This window comes from Sphingomonas sp. UYP23 (assembly GCF_054059235.1).
Genome location: NZ_JBSSBX010000001.1, coordinates 1,417,697 through 1,434,366, shown reverse-complemented (window position 1 = coordinate 1,434,366; position 16,670 = coordinate 1,417,697). Strand labels below are relative to the sequence as shown.

Genomic DNA, 16,670 nt, shown 5'->3' with positions numbered 1-16,670 from the left:
GTGCCGCATGGGACGCGCCGCCCTCAGCCAAGCCCACCGGCTCTACACCTTCTCGGAGACGCTCCTGGTGTCGTTCGCGCAGGCGAACATCCCGTACGCGATCGAGATCCTCCTGCTCCTCCAGTTTGCCGAACTGCTGATCGCGCGGGCCCTGGCCCATTCCGCGGCCGCCACTCCCAATCTCGCGCGTTGGTTCGCCACGCTCGACGCGCGCCCGGCGTTCAGCACCGCGGTCACAAAGGCCGCTGCAGTTGCGACGGGCTGGGGCCGAATCACGTATACCAGCCACACTAGCCCGACACCATATCGCGACCCATCAACAGGAGCACAGCATGTCCGATCAGCAGGAATATAATCCACCCAAGGTGTGGGTCTGGGAAAAGCCGAACGGCGGCCAGTTCGCAGCCATCAACCGTCCTGTCGCTGGGGCGACCCAGGACAAGGCGCTGCCGGTCGGCCGGCATCCGCTGCAACTCTATTCCCTTGCCACGCCGAACGGCCAGAAGGTGACCATCCTGCTCGAGGAGCTGCTCGCGCTGGGGCATGAGGGTGCCGAATATGACGCCTGGCCGATCCGCATCGACCAGGGTGACCAGTTCGGAAGCGGCTTCGTCGCGGTAAATCCGAACTCGAAGATACCGGCGCTGCTCGACCGTTCGGAGCCCACGCCGATTCGCGTGTTCGAGTCCGGGGCGATCATGACCTATCTGGCGGAAAAGTTCGGCGCATTCCTGCCGACCGATCGGGCCGCGCGCGCGGAGACCCTGGCGTGGCTGTTCTGGCAGATGGGCAGTGCGCCCTATCTCGGCGGCGGCTTCGGTCACTTCTACGCCTATGCGCCGACCAAGATCGAATATGCGATCGATCGCTTCGCGATGGAGGCCAAGCGTCAATACGACGTGCTCGACCGACGACTGGCGGAAACGCCCTATCTGGCCGGTGACGACTATACGATCGCCGACATCGCGGTGTGGTGCTGGTATGGAAACGTCGCGCTGGGCCAGTTTTACGGGAACGCAGCGGAATTCCTGGCGCTGCAGGACTATGCCAACGTCCAGCGTTGGGTGGCCGACATCGCTGCGCGCCCGGCCGTGAAGCGCGGAAGAATCGTCAACCGCTTCACCGGCGCGCCGTCCGAGCAGCTCCACGAGCGGCACGATTCGAGCGATTTCGACCTGCGCACTCAGGACAAGATCGCCATCGCCTGATCGCCACGCCACCGAGCCGGCTGTGCCGCCGCGCGCCGATCCAAAGACTGTCGGGCGCGGCGGGCACCTGCGGATGCGCCGCCGCCGGGGTCACTTCGCGGCGCGGCTCCTGTCGCGGATCGCGCGGAATTCCGCAGTCTTATACCAGTTCGGCCAGTCATTGCTGTCTGCCAGCTGCCGTCCCAGGCCGTAATAGAGCTGCAGATCCTCGATCGTGCCCGACCAGTCCCAGGTCGAATCATAGGCATCCTGCGGCTTGTGATAGCGGTTCTGAAGATAATCGAGCGCAACGGCGCGCCCAGCCGCTTCGCCACCGACGCGGAGATCTTCCCCGGATTCGCCGTAGAACATCGGCACGCCGACCTTGGCGAAGCTGAAATGGTCCGAACGGAAATAGCTGCCCCGCTCCGGATACGGGTCGGGTTTCATGATGCGCCCCTGCGCTGCGACCAGGATCTTTACACGATCCTCAAGCTCGGACTTGCCCGCGCCTGTCACGACGAATCCTTCGTGCGCCCGGAAACGTTCAGGACGTCCATGTTCACGCCGCCGACCGTGTGTGCCAGCGGGTATACCGGGTGATCGGCATAGTAGCGGGAGCCGAGCAAGCCGCATTCCTCACACGTGAGCGCCATGAAGACGAGCGAACGTCGGGCTCGTCCAGTTTTGGCATTGGCTTCTGCAAGCGCGACCAGCCCGGCGATGCCGCTGGCGTTGTCCAGAGCACCGTTGCAGATATCGTCCCCGTTGACGGCGTCGCAATGGCCGAGATGATCCCAATGCGCGGTGAACAGAAAATAGTCTTTTGCAGCAGACGTGCCGGGCAATATGCCGATGACGTTCTTCGAGGTCTGTCGATTGATGGTATTCGCGAAAGAAACAGAGGCGCTCACGCCGAGGGGGACTGCCCTGAAGCCCTTGATCGCTGCGGCAGCGCTGAGCCCGTCGAAATCCTTGCCGGCGCTCGCGAACAGCGCCTTGGCCTTGGCAAGCTGCATCCAGCCAATGGCTTGGCTTTGATCGGCGTGGCCGTTCGTATCGTCGGGTTCCAGCAGCGGGCCGGTGCTCGTCGACTGCAGGACATTCCAGCCATATCCGGCCGGTTCGGTATCGTGAACGATGAGGGCGGCGGTCGCACCATGGCGTGCGGCTTCGTCGAGCTTGTAGGACCAGCGACCATAATAGGTCATCACCTTGCCTTCGAACAGGCCGGTCCGGGTTGGAGACCGCCAGTCGGGATCGTTGACGAGAATGATGACGGTCTTGCCGTGTACGTCGGTACCGGCATAGTCGTCCCAACCGAGTTCCGGCGCGGTGATGCCATAGCCGACGAACACGACCGGACTGTCCTTGATCACGATTTCGGGCGTGACCCGGAATGACGCCAGCACCATGTCCTCGCGGTACTGAAGCGACACCGGGCTCGTTCCACCACTGAAAACCATCGGCGACACGTCGTGTGGAGTCAGCTGGACGACGGGCACCGGCTGGAACCAGCTGTCGTTATTCGCAGGCTCTAGCCCCGCCGCCTTGAAGCGCGCGACGATGTAATCGGTCGTTTTTGTCTCTGCGGGCGTAGCCGGCTTTCGTCCTTCGAACGCATCGGACGACAATGTCCGGGTGACGTCCTTCAGCGTCTGTAGCGAGATGGAAGGCGGTGCCGCCGGACGCGGCGGGTCGGCCAAAGCCGGCGCCGCGATCAACCAGAGTTCGAGCGCCAGAACCCATCGTGTGTCAAAGCGCCGCAGTACGGCGTGTACGGCTTCGAAGCGCCGAAACACGGCGTGGCGTTGCCGCCGCATCTTGGCCGAACGAACGGCGCCATTCATCGCGGGGACGGGTATTGGGATCAGCGGATCGCAAACGCGGTTTCTCGACACTGGGGGTGCTCCTAGCCTGTCCGCGAAAGCGCGGGCCGCTCCTTGTAAAATCGTGCCGGCGTCGCCGGCGACAGGAGGTGCGGCGTTGCGCAAATTCCTGCGTGAGCCTAAGGATTTGGCTCAATTTGCGGGGTTTGCGATGCGGGGTTTCGCGAAATTGCACGGCGCGGATCTGGCGTCCGAAGTGCCGCGCATGGCGGGCGTGGCGTTGCTTGCAGGAATGGCCTTCACGCTCCTCGGCCCATTCCACATGGAGCAGGATGGGTTTTTCGTTCAGATCGGTTTCTGGACGAGTATGTCTGCCCTGTGGTTTGCGCTGTCGCTATGCGTCGCATTTCCCCTCATGCGGTCCGCGTGGTTCCAGCGCCGCGCGTCGGTACAGCAGTGGCTTCTCGCCCGCGTTCTCGCTTTTGTCCCGATGGTGCTGATCGCGGGGGCGGCTCTGGTCGCGTTACATGGTTGGCGGCAGCCCATTGGGGAGGTCGTCGGCATGATCGGCCGCACGCTCCTGATTGTTCTGGTCCTGGAGCTGCTGTATCATGGCATGTCCGAACGGCTGGCCCGGAGGCGCGCGCCTTCCTCGGTTGCCGACGACGGAGCGACCTCGCCATTGGCCGTGCGCGCGGGCGCTGCGGCGCGGGTTGAGAACACGCAAGAGCGCGCTTCGGCGCGCGGCGCGCCCCCGTTTTTGCCGCCGCTCCTGAAGCGTCTGCCGCCCCATGCGCGGGGCTCCATCCTGTGCCTGCAAATGGAAGACCATTATGTGCGCGTGCATACGGATGTCGGCTCGACCCTCGTCTTGATGCGGTTTTCAGAAGCCCTGCTTGAGACCGAAGGCGTAGCCGGCTTGCGCGTCCATCGCTCGTGGTGGGTCGCAACCAACGCGATTGCGGATCTGACCAAAGCGGGTCGCACGGCGCAGCTTGGCTTACGCGGCGGACTGAGCGTTCCGGTGTCCCAGCCCTATCTGAGGGATGTGAGAATCCTTGTTGAACGAGCCGCCGCCGTGTCCTCGACCCGCTGGCAGGGCGAGCATCTCAAGTGCTAGCCGAGCTGGCGACCTCTCCTGCGGGACCGCCTCAGCGGGAGAATCCGGTCTGGATCGAGGTTTCCGCAATGCAGCGGTCGAAGCCAAAGGCATCGCCCGACCACACGCCGCTCGGGCGCCTTTGCCCCCCGTGTCAGTAGAAGCTGACATTATCGAGCATCAGCCAGCCCGTCTCGCCACTCTTGCGCCTGGTCTTGATCGCTAGGCTCACCACATCGCTTCCCGTCCAGCCACCGGTAGCAGATTCAGCCCGGCCGCGTTCCTTCTTGAGATCGCTGAAGGGCACTTCGACGGTCTGCCATTTCGCGCCGGCCGAGACCGTCGCGGCATAGCTGCCGCTCAATGTGTTGAGCGCGACCTCGTATGGGCCGTCGCCGCGTAGCGCGAGTCTTATGCCGCGATAGCGGCGCAGATCGGCCGGCGCGATCGCCCCTTTTGTGAGCGGCAGCACTATGGCGATCTGCGGATCGGGTTTGACCGCCATCCGGCCGATCATGCTCAGCGCATGGCCGCCATCCTCCCGGCTGACGATGTCGATGACCTCCACGCTGCGCTCGATCCCGCCGTCGGGATCGGTCACGACCAGCGTATCGAGGTTGGAGCGGCCGTCCGGGCGCTCGAAATCATCGACCAGCGGCCCGACTGTCACCGCCGGCATCGGCTGGACGGGATTGGGCGGCGGTGCGCCGGGGCCAAAAACCAGCCGGCCATCGACGAAGACCCGATCGATCTTTTCGACGTCGCCGATACGTGTCCAGGGCGTCCCCTTGATCAGCACGAGGTCGGCGCGCTTGCCCGTCTCGATGGTGCCGCGATCGTCGAGCTGGTGCATCACCTTGGCGCTGTTGGCGGTGGCCGCGATCAGGGCGCCCGCTGGCGGCAGACCGGCCTGGACGAGCAGCTCCATCTCCCGGAGCACCGAAATGCCGTGCGGCGTGCCCGGCATCCCCGCATCGGTGCCCGACACGACGGGAATGCCAGCATCGTAGAGCCTCTTGGTATTTGCGGTCGCGTTGGCCCAATTCGCCGCGGCGCGAACACGACGCGCCTCGTCGGCGCCGGGCGCGGTGCGGCGGCTCGGCTTGCTCGGGTCATACACCGCCAAGGTCGGCGCGAAGGCGGACCCGCCTTTGCGGATCGTCTCGACCTGCTGATCGGTCAGTGGCAGATCCTGCAGGGCGTGCGCGATCACATCGACCTTCGCACGCCCGGCTTCCGCGCCCTTTTCGGTGCGCAGCGTGTGCGTCAGAACGGGGATGTTCGACTTGTGCGCTTCATCGACCAGAGCGGTGAGCGCGTCCTCGTTCATGCTCGTATTGTCCGGCGAAAGGCCATAGCGCCAGCCGTCGGTCATCACCTCGCCGAGACAGTCGGGCTTGTAGGGCAGGATCTGGTCGACCCCCGCGCGCGCGGATTGCGGTGTCACGATCATCTTGGTGGTGGCGGTGTCGGCCCAGTCGGCGCCGTGTCCGCCAGGCGTGGAGAGGCGGCCGCATAGATTGACGTGGGGCGCCACCGCCAGCGATGCCAGCCAGCGGCGCCGCGCCTCGAACGCTTCCGGCGCCGAGTTGAAATCGTTGCTGGTGGTGACTCCGGCCGCGACATAGGCGTTGGCGATCGCCGGGGTTACGCCGGGATCGCCGCTCGGCGTCCAATGCGTGTGCAGGTCGTAGAAACCGGGGAGCAGCGCCTCGCCCTTGGCATCGATGATCTTCGCACCGGCAGGCACCTTCACGTCCGGCCCGACCGCGATGATGCGGTCACCCTCGATCAGTACGGTTGCCGGGTGCGGCGGCGCACCCGTCGCGTCGAACACCACCGCGCCGACGATCGCGGTGGTGCCATGCGCTGCGATCGGCGCCCGCGCCCCGATCAGCGCGGCGCTCGCGGCGCCCATCGCGAGCGTGCAGATAAGGCGTTTCGTCATTCGGAGTCTCCGCGCTCGGGATCAGAAGTTCACGCCGACGTTGACGTACAGATAGCGGCCGTACGGGTCGTAGAGCGTGCCGGTATACCCGCTCGACGACAAGGGCGGGGCGGTATTTGCGATGTTCCGGACGCCGACGCGGAAACGATAATCGGCGAAGCCGTGGACCTTCCATTGCGCATAGACATTTCCGACGATCTGGCTGCTGACGACCCAGGCCACGCCGGCACTGTCGACGAGGCCGGTATCGTTCACCTTGCCGGTATAGCTTGCAAAAGCGCCGAGTTCGAAGTCGTGCAGATCCCAGATCAGCGAAGAGGTCGCACGCCAGCGGGGCCGCGCGTTCTGCTCGATGAGATCGCCACCCCCGGTGATCGGAATGCCCGCATTGATCTGTCCGGCCGCCTGGGCGGTGATCAGCGGCACGACGTCGGGCGACGGATCGCGATAGAATTTCATCAGATAGGCGGCGTTCATGTCGAGCGTGAAGCTGCCGATCGGCGTGTTGCGCAGCTGATAGTTGAGCCCGATATCGATCCCTTGCGCCTTTTGCGGCAGGAAGTTGCGGTACTGATCCTTGATGTAGAGGACCTTGCCGGCGGGAGCGAGACCGCTCCCGGCATAAGCGGCGATGTCGTCCGCCGTCACCGCGGCGCGCACCACGTTGGGATTGGACGAGCCCTGCTTGCGGAGCAGATCGTCGAGGATCAGCGCGTTGGCGCCGCCGAACAGGCCGACTACGCCCGTCTGCTGGACATGCCAGATGTCGGCCGTCAGCGTAAGGCGACCGAAGCGGGCGGGGATGAAGTGCGGCTGCAGCACCACGCCGGCCGACCACGTCTCGCTCTGTTCGGGCTGCAGGTCCTTGTTGCCCGAGCGGTTCTCGGCGACCGAGAAACTCTCGTTGCTGCCCGTACAGTTGGCGATGCTGGTGGTGAGCTTGTTGGCGATCTCCGCCTCGCAGCGGTAATAATCCTTGCGGGTGTTGGACCGCGAGACGAGCGTCGCGTTGATCTGTTCGAGATTGGGCGCCTTGAACCCCTGCGCCCACGAGCCGCGGACGCGCAGGCCATCGACGATGTCCCATGCGCCCGCCACCTTGGGCTTCGCGATCGACCCGAAATCGCTGTAATGCTCGAACCGCCCGGCCACCTGCAACTCGACATGGCGGACCAGCGGGATGTGCATTTCAGGGGAGATCAGCGGGATCGCGAGTTCCCCGAATGCGGAGGCCACCACGCGCGATCCTTGCGCGTCGGGTGTCTGGCTCGTTCCGACGAGATCGCTTGGATAGACGACCCCGGTCGTGCTGTTGGTGAAGGTGATCGTGCCATCGACGCGCGGATCGCGATCGTCGCGCTGGGTCTCGCGCCGCACTTCGCCGCCGATCGCAAGGCCAAGGTCGCCGCCCGGGAGGGTGAGGAGGTGCGCGTTGCTGCCCTTCAGGTCCGCCATCGCCAGCGTCGACGTATCCTTGCGCACCGACGTGATACGGATCGCGTTGATCGCCGCCTGGCTGCTGGGCGACGTGTCGGCGAGGCTGAACGTCGTCGTGTTGCCGCCGTTGAAGACGTTGTACGCATCGGGCGTGGAAAGCGCGAGATTCTGCTGGAGCAGCGTGGCGCTCACGCCGGTCGAGGTGTCGGTCACGCCTGCCTTCGAATAGACTGCGGCGCTGTCCCACTTGAAGCCGAACAGGTTGAAGCGGGTGCCCAGGAGCAGGCGATACTGGTAGTTGCGATCGGTGACGATGTTGGGGCCGACGTCGGAGAAATCGTACCCGGTGATCGTCACCGGCAGCCCGGCGGCGGGAACGTTGGTGAGGCCCGGGATACGGTTCGGGTTCGTGGTGCCGTTCGCGAAGGTGACCGGCCCCAGCGGGTTCCAGTAATTGGAGGCCGGGACCGTGATGCTCACCGACGAAAGCGTGCCGGTCGAGGCAACGACGTTGCGCGTCACGGCGCGGTAATAGCCTGCCTCGCTATAGACGGTGACGTCGGGCGAAACGTCGTAATGGCCGGTCAGGAACAGGTTGAGACGATCGAGCCTAGGAATGACCGTCGTGCCGTCTGCTAGCGACGAGTCATAGCGTGCGTCGCGATTGGCGCCCGACGTCGCGAGCGCGCCGGTGCCGAGGCAGGTGCCGTTGGTGAAGGTGTAAGCGCAGCCGGTCTGCGCCGATGGCTGGATGTGGAACGCGCCCGCGGCGCTGGTCAGCGCGGTGGTTCCCCGGCGGATCGTGCCGGCGCTCGTCGGGGTCGAGAGGCTCGCATAGTCGCTCGTCGTGCTCCGCCCGTCGAGCGAGGCCGTTCCAGCAAAGCGCGTGTTGGCGAACAGCGGACGGAGGTCGTTCGACGCCGTATAGTCCTCATCGGCCGAATAGAGCGGATCGCGGTGCGTGTAGCTCGCGACCAGGCTGAGATTGCCATGCTCGAAATTGTGCCCGGCGGTGAAGGTGGTGGAGGATTCGCGCAGCGAGGTGCCCTCTGCGACGCCGTATTGCGTGTTGAGCGAAACGCCGTGCAAATTCTGCTGCAGCACGGTGTTGACGACCCCGGCGACGGCATCGGTGCCGTAGATCGCGGCGGCGCCATCGCGCAGCACTTCGAGCCGCTCGATCCCTCCCACCGGGATCGCATTGGTGTTGTACGAGATGACCGGGACCAGATTCTCGTCCGCCTGACTTACCGGGTGCTGGACGACGCGGCGACCGTTGAGCAGCACCAACGTGTTGCCGGGCCCGAGCTCGCGCAGATTGACCGAGCCGACGTCGCCACGCGCCGAATTGCTGCTGCCGGGCAGGTACGAGCTGTTGAACGTCAGGCTGCCCATCTGCGGGATGGCGCGGAACAGTTCTTCGCCGGATACCGCGGCGGTGGTGGCGATTTGGGCCTGTCCAATAACCGTTACCGGCAGCGCCTCCGAAGCGCGTCCCCGAATTTGCGAGCCGACGACGACGATGTCCTGGTCACCTGCGGCGCTCGCGGGTGCCGATGCGGACGGGGTCGTCGGGTCGGCGCTGTTCGGCTCGGGTGCGGCCGGTACGCTTTGTGCCCAGGCGGCGCTTGCCACGCTCCCGGTGGCGAGAACGCTGGTGCAGGCCAGCATCGCGCGAAACCTCGTCCAATTCATCAATCATTGCCCCCTGATGGAATAGTGCCCCGGCCGTCACCCTGCGCATCCGATCCTACAGGCGTCCGGTGCGCCCGAACGTCTCCGGGTACAGTCTGTTTGGCCCATTAAAGCCGTTTGCCGCATGATCGGGTCGCGCGCAGCCGCGCTCGAACCCCCGCTCCCCAATGCCGTCCCTGTCGTTGTCGCGCAGGTCGTTTCGCACGCGACCATGACGCTCCAGAAACAGGTTAGCAACAAACTTTATATGCGTCGGCCCATTGCGATCAGTTTGTGTCCGCGGCTGTGGCAGTACGGCAACATTGCGAAAGCTCGCGATTTCCGTCAGGTCATGCGAACGTTCACGGCAAGGCTCCGCGGCGCTTGGCGGCTGGTCCGGCGCTGGATAGGGAACGGTGCCATTCTCCAAGGATCCCCTGCATGACCCGCTTCATCCTCGGCCTGCTTTCCTGTTGTGTCCTGTCCACCGCGGCCGCCGCACAGCCGATCGACCCGACCGCCGCGCGCGTGGAGATCGATGCGCAGATCGCGAAGACCTGGCCGCAGCTCGAAGCGCTTTACAAGGACATCCACCAGCACCCCGAACTCGGCATGCACGAACAGCGCACCGCCGCTCTTCTCGCGGCACGGATGCGGGCGCTGGGTTTCACGGTGACCGAGAAGGTGGGCGGGACCGGGGTGGTCGCCATCTACAAGAACGGCGACGGGCCGGTGGTGATGGTCCGCACCGAATTGGATGGTCTGCCGATGGAGGAGAAGACGGGTCTGCCGTACGCCAGCCGCGTTCAGACCCTGGGCGATGACGGCAAGCAGACCTTCGTCGCGATGAGCTGTGGGCATGACAATCACATGGCGTGGTGGCTGGGGTCCGCACAGGCCCTGCTGGCGATGAAGGCGCGGTGGCACGGAACGCTGATGTTCGTGGCGCAACCGGCGGAAGAACTGGTCAAGGGCGCCAAGGCGATGGTCGACGACGGCCTCTTCACCCGCTTTCCCAAGCCAGACATGGGCTTCGCCGCGCATGTCGGGAACGGGCCAGCCGGCGAGGTCGTCATCAAGGACGGTGTCACGACCTCCAATTCGGACTCGGTCGAGGTGATCTTCCACGGTCGCGGTGCGCACGGATCGATGCCCGCGGCATCGATCGACCCGATCGTGATGGGCGCGCATTTCGTCAGCGATGTGCAGACCGTCATCAGCCGGCAGAAAGACCCGAACGCGTTCGGCGTCGTGACCGTCGGCAGCTTCCAGTCCGGCAGCGTGGGCAACATCATTCCCGACACGGCCGATCTCAAGCTCTCGCTGCGCTCCTACGCGGCAGAGGTTGGCACGCTGCTGCTGGATGGCGTGAAGCGCACCGCCGAGGCGGCCGCCGCTATGGCGCTCGCCCCGGCACCGGAGGTCAAATGGCTTCACGGCACCACCTCGGTCGTCAACGATCACGCGCTCGCCAGCAGAGCCTTGGACGTCCTCACCGCGGCGGGCGGTTCGGACACGATCGTCTGGCAACCGGCGACCGCCCCCGGCTGGACGGCCAGCGAGGACTATTCCGCCTTTATCGAAGCGGGCGTGCCATCGGTCTATTTCTCGATCGGCGGGTACGATCCGGCGGTGATCGCGCGCGACGCGGCACAGCATGTGGTGGTGCCGAGCAACCATTCCCCATTCTTCGCGCCCGATTATACGCGCGCGATCCCGACCGGCATTCGTACGCTCACGCTGGCGGCGCTGACCGCGCTCACCCGTTTTCCGGCCCGCCCCGACCAAAAGGCGGGTCCCGGCGCAGCGGCATCCCAATAATGGGATGCCGCGGGCATCGATGAAGCCCGGCTCCGCCTGTTCGCACCTGCCGGTGGTGTCGTCCTCGCACGGGCTCTTCTGGCAATGCCGGATGCGGTCAGCGCCTGGTCGCCACGAAGGCGTCTAGCGCGTCATCGAACCGCGCCGGCTGGTCGTACATGATAAAGTGCTTCGCGTCGGGCACTTCGACCAGCGACTTCGTCGGCAAGGGTGCATAACCCGTCGTCACCGCGTCGCTGAGCAACGTTTCATAGAGCACCGTGACCGGTATGCCGACTGCGCTGAGCCCCGGCCGGAGGTCGGCCAGCATATCATCGGTCATTGCGGTCGCGACCACGGCAGGATCGCTGGCCTTCATCCAGCCGACCAGGCGGGCGATATCGGTCGGTGCGGTGACCATCGCGGCGGCCATCTGTTGCGCGCGGGCATCGGGCATCGCGCCTTTCATCCCGGCCTTCATCGCCATCGCCATTAGCCTGAGCGTGTCCGGCGTTGCGGCGGGGCCACCCATCGCGACCCCGAAAAACGGAAGAGCGTCGACCACCATGAGTTTGGAGATCAGCCCCGGGTGCCGCTCGGCGATTGCCAGGCCCAACGTACCGCCGAGGCTGTGGCCGACCACGAGGACCGGGTGCTTGAAAGTGCCGAGATAGGCGCTGATCGCTTCCGCCACCGGATCGAAGACGGCGCCGCTGGCATTGGCCCGCGCGGGCTCCCCGGCGAATCCGTTGAGTTGCACCAGATGCACCCGAAAGTGGGCTCGCAGCCGATCGGCGGTGCGATGCCACGTCTCACGAGACGAGGCGAGCCCGGGGATGAAAACGAGATCGGGTCCGCGCCCGACGGTCTCGACCGAGATGCGGTCGGTCGAAACGAGACTGCTGTCAGCATAGAGGCGAGTCGGCGACGCCGTGCTGCTCTGCGCCGACGCCGTGCCCGGCACAGCGAGCACGACCGAGGCGGCGACCCCGAGCGCGAACGTCAGCGATCTGATGCCAGTTTTTATCATGCGTCCCTCCAGTTGGTTGGACCAGATGCGCGGGATCCCCGTCCCGCGAACAGTGACATCTGTCACCTCGCGCACATGACATCGCGCACTGATCATGCGCTCCAGTTGCGGGCATCACCTGTTTGGTAACAAGGAGATGCATATGAAGCGCGAAGATCTTTCGGTCGTAGCGGCGCTGGTCGGGGTTTCGAAGACGCTTGGCGGCAATGCCGTTCTGGCGGGGCTGGATCTGGCCGTGCGGGCGGGGGAGGTGACCGCGCTGCTCGGGCCCAATGGCGCGGGCAAGACGACATCCGTCAGCCTGCTGACCGGTCGTCTGCGTCCGGACGACGGCAAGGTAACGCTGTTCGGCCTCGACCCGATCCGGCCGGCCGCACGCGCGCGCATGGGCGTCATGCTGCAGGCGGCAGGCTTGCCCGACGTGCTCACGGTGCGTGAGGTGGTGACGCTGCAGTCGGGCTATTATGCCGATGCTCGGGACGTCGATGAGACGCTGGACATGGCGGGCCTGACCGATCTCGCAGAGCGTCGCTGCGGCGCGCTGTCAGGTGGCCAGGCGCGCCGCGTGCAATATGCGCTGGCGATCTGCGGACGGCCCGATCTGCTGGTGCTCGACGAACCGACCGCGGCGATGGACCGCGAGGCGCGGATGGCGCTGTGGGCGACGGTGCGCGAAGCCGCGGATTCGGGCGCTGCGGTGCTGCTCACCAGCCACGATCTCGCGGAAGCCGACGCGCTGGCGGATCGCGCGCTCGTCATGGCGCGGGGCTGCGTCATTGCCGACGACACGCCGGCGGCGATCCGTGCGCAGGTCGGCGGGTCGACCGTGCGGTGCCGCACGACCCTGAGCGATGCGACGCTGCTGGCGCTGCCGGCGGTCCGCCGGGTCGAGCATGCGGGTGCCGAGTGCATCGTCCAGTCCGGCAATGCCGTCGCCACGGTACGCGCGCTTGTCACGGCGGATGTCGAGCTCGCCGATCTGCGGATCAGCGAGGCCTCGTTGGAGGATCCGCTATCCGTCCTGCTGCAGGCCGACACGAGGATCGCGGCATGAGCGCGCTCGCCCATCCCGTCGGCGTATGGCGCCGCGAATGCCTGGCCGAACTCCGCCGATCGTGGCGCCTGCCGCAGTTCATGCTGCCGTCGGTGCTGACCCCGGCCGCTTTCTATGCACTCTTCACGCTTGCGATCGGCAAGCCGTCGCCCGCGGCCGCGGCGGCGTCGCTGGCGGGCTACGGTGTGTTCGCGTCGATCGGCCCCGCGCTGTTCGGGTTCGGCGCAGGCGTCGCGATGGAGCGGGAGCAGGGGCTGGTCGAACTCAAACGCGTCTCGCCAATGCCACCGGCCGCCTATGTCGCCGCCAAGCTGGCGGCAGCCGTCGCCACGACGGCTGCCGCGATCGCGCTGATCTACGCGCTGGCGTCGGTCGGCGGCGTCCGGCTCGCACCCGAACGCTGGGCGCTGCTGATCGGCCTGCATCTCGTCTCGACGATCCCCTATGCGCTGATCGGCTTCGGGATCGGCATGCGGATGGGCGGGAAGGGGGCTGTCGCGATGGCAAACGCGCTGTTCCTGGGGTCGGCGGTGGTCGGAGGCCTGTGGATCCCGTCGGCACTGCTCCCGGCCTGGATGCGGACGCTCGGCGAGGTCGTGCCGGCCTATCACCTCGGCCAGATCGCGCGCGCGATCGTCGGCGCACCCGTTATCGGCGATACGCGCGTGCATATTGCGATCGTGATGGCGATGGCCGGCGTGGCCGCCGTCTGGGCGCGGGCCGGATGGCGCCGCAGCCCGGCTTGACGGCGGACGGCGCAACGGAGAGGCTCGCACCATGACCCGACTACGGCCATCGTTGCGCAACGACACCGCTTGGCGACGCTTCCTCAACGGGCCGCTGCCATGGCTCGCCTATCTGCCGTTCTATAGCGTGCCATGGTTCTGGGTGAGGCCGACACGCGCGGATGTCACCGCCTCCCTGATCGGTCTGGTGCTGTTCCTGCCCCTCTATCTGAGCCGATCCCGGACGGCAGGCTGGGGCCTGTTCACCGCCGCCTGCCTGGTCATGGTCATCGCCGTGGCGCTTGCGCCCTGGGGTGGCAATTGGACGGTGTTCGCGATCTACGCGGGATCGATGGCGGGAGGGCTGCGTCCGGGCCGCTTCGCCGGATGGACGATTTTCGGCTTCGCCGTGCTGACGGTCGTGGTCGGACTGACCATGTCGCATCCGCTGATCTGGTGGCTGCCCGGTGTTCTGCTGATCGGGACGACGGGGTTCGGCGTGATGTCGCGCGAGGCCGTGCTCGACCGGAACGACGCGCTGCTCGCGGCGCAGGAGGAAGTGCGGCGGCTCAGCCAGACGGCGGAGCGCGAGCGCATCACGCGCGACCTGCACGATGTCGTCGGTCGCACGCTGACGCTCGTCGCGCTGAAATCCGACATCGCCGCCCGGCTGGCGATCGACGACCCGCTCGCGGCGGCCGCCGAGATGCGCAGCGTGGCGGGCGCCGCGCGCGAGGGGCTGGGCGAATTGCGCGAGGCGATTACCAACGTCATCCGCCACGCCGGCGCACGGCATTGCCGGATGGCGATCTCCACCTTCGACGGATTGGCACGCCTCACGATCGAGGACGACGGGCGCGGCGGCACCTTTGCCGAGGGCACGGGGCTGAGGGGGATGCGCCAGCGGCTGACCGCGGCGGGCGGCAGCCTCCGTCTCGAGAATTCGGCACCGGGCACCCGCCTGGCCGCTGCCGTACCCACCGGTGTGGCATGATCCGCGTCGTCGTTGCGGAAGACCAGGCGCTCGTGCTCGGTGCGATCGCGACGCTCCTGGGGTATGAATCCGACCTGGAGGTCGTGGGTCGCGCCACCGATGGGGACGAAGCGCTGGACCTGGTACGGGCGCTGACGCCGGACATCCTGCTGTCGGACATCGAGATGCCCAAGCGCTCGGGGATCGAAGTCGCGCAGGCGATCGCCGACGAGGGGCTTGCGACCCGGGTCGTGATCGTGACGACCTTCGCCCGGGCGGGATATCTCCGGCGCGCACAGACCGCCGGCGTGAAGGGCTATCTGCTCAAGGACAGCCCCGTCGAACAACTGGCTGCCGCGATCCGCACGGTGGCGGGCGGAGGACGGACGATCGCCGCCGATCTGGCAGCAAGCGCCTGGGAAGCGGACGATCCGCTGAGCGAACGCGAGCGGGTTTCGCTTCGGCTCGCGGAGGAAGGACTCTCGAACAAGGAGATCGGGCGAAGGTTGTCGCTGTCGCCCGGCACCGTGCGCAATTACCTGTCCGAAGCCGCCGCCAAGATCGGGGCGAACAACCGGGTCGAAGCGAGCCGGATCGCCAGAAACAAGGGCTGGCTCTGACGGCACCTGGCCGATGGCCGATCGCGACGACGGTTCCGAACGGATCGGCGCATGGATGATGTGCGCCTGGCGTCACGGATGGTCGGTTCCGGGCGAGACACGTCAAAGCACCGGCCGCGCGCACCGCGCTGGGCGATGACGGCGTGTTGACGGGACTACTGCGCGAGCGGCTCGTCGCGACGACCGTGCCGACGCTGATCCGGTATCGCGATGCCGCCGAAGGCGATCGCAGCATCGCCGCCGGTACGATCCGCTCACATCTTACGGCAGCCGATGGAGCGGGCGGCGGGGCGGATTGTGATGATCATGTGGCGGCGTACGAATCTCCGCCGGCCTTGCAGCTTGGCGGATGCATCGAACAGCCTCGGGCGCGGCATCGGATATCGGCGGCGGCTCGAGGAGGCGGGGATTCCCCTGGACGGCGACGGCATCGTCGAATTGACCTTCAGGCTCGATTCCGGGTGCCGCAGGGTTGGCGGTCTGACGCACCCGCCGCCCTGCGGCGTGGCCCTCAGCGGCGCACCGGCTCGGCATCGGTCTTCGCCGCCAGCCCATAGGCGCCGACGACGAACAGCAATCCGCCCGCGACATTGCCGAGCGTCACCAGCGCCAGATTACGGACGATGCCGACCATCGTGATCGTCTCGCCGGGCGCGAACAGTCCGAGCGTGAGCGCGGTCATGTTGGCGACCGAATGCTCGAACCCCGCAGCGACGAAGGCAAGCAGGACCCAGGCCATGACGATGCACTTGGCCGTGTCGCCCTGCACGCGTGCCGCGGTCCAGATCGCGAGGCATACCAGCCAGTTGCACAGGGCGGCACGCGCGATCAGCGCGACCGCGTCGGCCTCGACCTTATGCGCGGCATAGGCGTTGAACATGGTCGCGGCGTTGGCAAACACCGCACCGCCACCGCCGGCGATGTAAATGGCGCAGAGCAGCAGCGCGCCGACCAGATTGCCGACCCATACGACCACCATCAGCAGCGTCGCATCCGCCCAGCTCAGCGTGCGGCGCATCAGCCCGAAGCCGAGATACAGGACATAACCGGTGAACAGCTCGCCGCCGGCAAAGACCGTCAGGATCAGGCCGAGCCCGAAGGTCGCGCCCATGACCAGCGGGCGCACCCCCGCGGGCAGCGCGTCGGCGGTGCTGAGCGCGAGGATCATGGCGATGCCGATATAGGCGCCGGCCAGCATCGCGCCGACGAAGAAGCCGATCGGGGACCGGCGGATCGAGGCCGCCTCCGCAGCGGCGCGGTCGGCGAAGGTGGTTACGGTCGGTGCGTACATCGG

The 16,670-nt window shown here is 66.4% G+C and carries 12 protein-coding genes and 1 pseudogene; 8 read left to right on the top strand and 5 right to left on the bottom strand.

Going from position 1 to position 16,670, the window contains the following annotated elements:
* The first annotated feature begins 7 nt into the window (after positions 1-7).
* Together ACVWYO_RS07055 and yghU are read left to right on the top strand one after the other, a co-directional pair.
* Positions 8-355, top strand: a complete 348-nt coding sequence (locus ACVWYO_RS07055; RefSeq protein ID WP_457349404.1) for a hypothetical protein — start codon at positions 8-10, stop codon at positions 353-355.
* A complete protein-coding gene (gene yghU, locus ACVWYO_RS07050) occupies positions 333-1,208 on the top strand; it encodes a glutathione-dependent disulfide-bond oxidoreductase (RefSeq protein WP_457349403.1) in 876 nt (291 codons plus the stop codon). Before ACVWYO_RS07055 ends, yghU begins: the two co-directional genes overlap by 23 nt.
* 90 nt (positions 1,209-1,298) lie before the next feature.
* Here the strand turns inward: yghU and ACVWYO_RS07045 are convergent.
* Positions 1,299-3,010 (bottom strand): annotated as a pseudogene (locus ACVWYO_RS07045) (M28 family peptidase).
* A gap of 163 nt (positions 3,011-3,173) precedes the next feature.
* Here ACVWYO_RS07045 and ACVWYO_RS07040 point away from each other — a divergent pair.
* Entirely contained in the window at positions 3,174-4,136 is a 963-nt protein-coding gene (locus ACVWYO_RS07040) for a LytTR family DNA-binding domain-containing protein (RefSeq protein WP_457349402.1), read from the top strand.
* A gap of 133 nt (positions 4,137-4,269) precedes the next feature.
* On the opposite strand, the gene ACVWYO_RS07035 is transcribed toward ACVWYO_RS07040, so the two are convergent.
* Together ACVWYO_RS07035 and ACVWYO_RS07030 are read right to left on the bottom strand one after the other, a co-directional pair.
* Entirely contained in the window at positions 4,270-6,063 is a 1,794-nt protein-coding gene (locus ACVWYO_RS07035) for a CIA30 family protein (RefSeq protein WP_457349401.1), read from the bottom strand.
* 21 nt (positions 6,064-6,084) lie between these two features.
* Complete coding sequence (locus ACVWYO_RS07030) at positions 6,085-9,171, bottom strand: TonB-dependent receptor plug domain-containing protein (RefSeq protein ID WP_457349400.1); 3,087 nt, start codon at positions 9,169-9,171, stop codon at positions 6,085-6,087.
* A 444-nt stretch (positions 9,172-9,615) separates the two neighbouring features.
* Here ACVWYO_RS07030 and ACVWYO_RS07025 point away from each other — a divergent pair, with 444 nt between their 5' ends.
* A complete protein-coding gene (locus ACVWYO_RS07025) occupies positions 9,616-10,995 on the top strand; it encodes an amidohydrolase (RefSeq protein ID WP_457349399.1) in 1,380 nt (459 codons plus the stop codon).
* A 97-nt stretch (positions 10,996-11,092) separates the two neighbouring features.
* Here ACVWYO_RS07025 and ACVWYO_RS07020 read toward each other — a convergent pair whose 3' ends face one another.
* Positions 11,093-12,004: an alpha/beta fold hydrolase gene (locus ACVWYO_RS07020; protein ID WP_457349398.1), complete on the bottom strand. Its 912-nt coding sequence runs from the start codon at positions 12,002-12,004 to the stop codon at positions 11,093-11,095.
* Between the two features lie 142 nt (positions 12,005-12,146).
* Here ACVWYO_RS07020 and ACVWYO_RS07015 point away from each other — a divergent pair, with 142 nt between their 5' ends.
* The 4 genes from ACVWYO_RS07015 to ACVWYO_RS07000 are packed head-to-tail and all read left to right on the top strand — an operon-like array spanning position 12,147 to position 15,376.
* Entirely contained in the window at positions 12,147-13,058 is a 912-nt protein-coding gene (locus tag ACVWYO_RS07015; RefSeq protein WP_457349397.1) for an ABC transporter ATP-binding protein, read from the top strand.
* The gene (locus tag ACVWYO_RS07010) at positions 13,055-13,804 is read left to right on the top strand and encodes an ABC transporter permease (RefSeq protein WP_457349396.1); all 750 of its coding nucleotides are present in this window, start codon (positions 13,055-13,057) and stop codon (positions 13,802-13,804) included. The genes ACVWYO_RS07015 and ACVWYO_RS07010 overlap by 4 nt, the downstream gene beginning before the upstream one ends.
* Positions 13,805-13,835: 31 nt before the next feature.
* A complete protein-coding gene (locus ACVWYO_RS07005) occupies positions 13,836-14,777 on the top strand; it encodes a sensor histidine kinase (RefSeq protein WP_457349395.1) in 942 nt (313 codons plus the stop codon).
* A complete protein-coding gene (locus ACVWYO_RS07000) occupies positions 14,774-15,376 on the top strand; it encodes a response regulator (RefSeq protein ID WP_457349394.1) in 603 nt (200 codons plus the stop codon). The genes ACVWYO_RS07005 and ACVWYO_RS07000 overlap by 4 nt, the downstream gene beginning before the upstream one ends.
* A gap of 511 nt (positions 15,377-15,887) precedes the next feature.
* On the opposite strand, the gene ACVWYO_RS06995 is transcribed toward ACVWYO_RS07000, so the two are convergent.
* Positions 15,888-16,667 carry a formate/nitrite transporter family protein gene (locus tag ACVWYO_RS06995; protein WP_457349393.1) on the bottom strand — a complete coding sequence of 260 codons (780 nt, stop codon included), beginning with the start codon at positions 16,665-16,667 and terminating at the stop codon, positions 15,888-15,890.
* Positions 16,668-16,670: the final 3 nt, after the last annotated feature.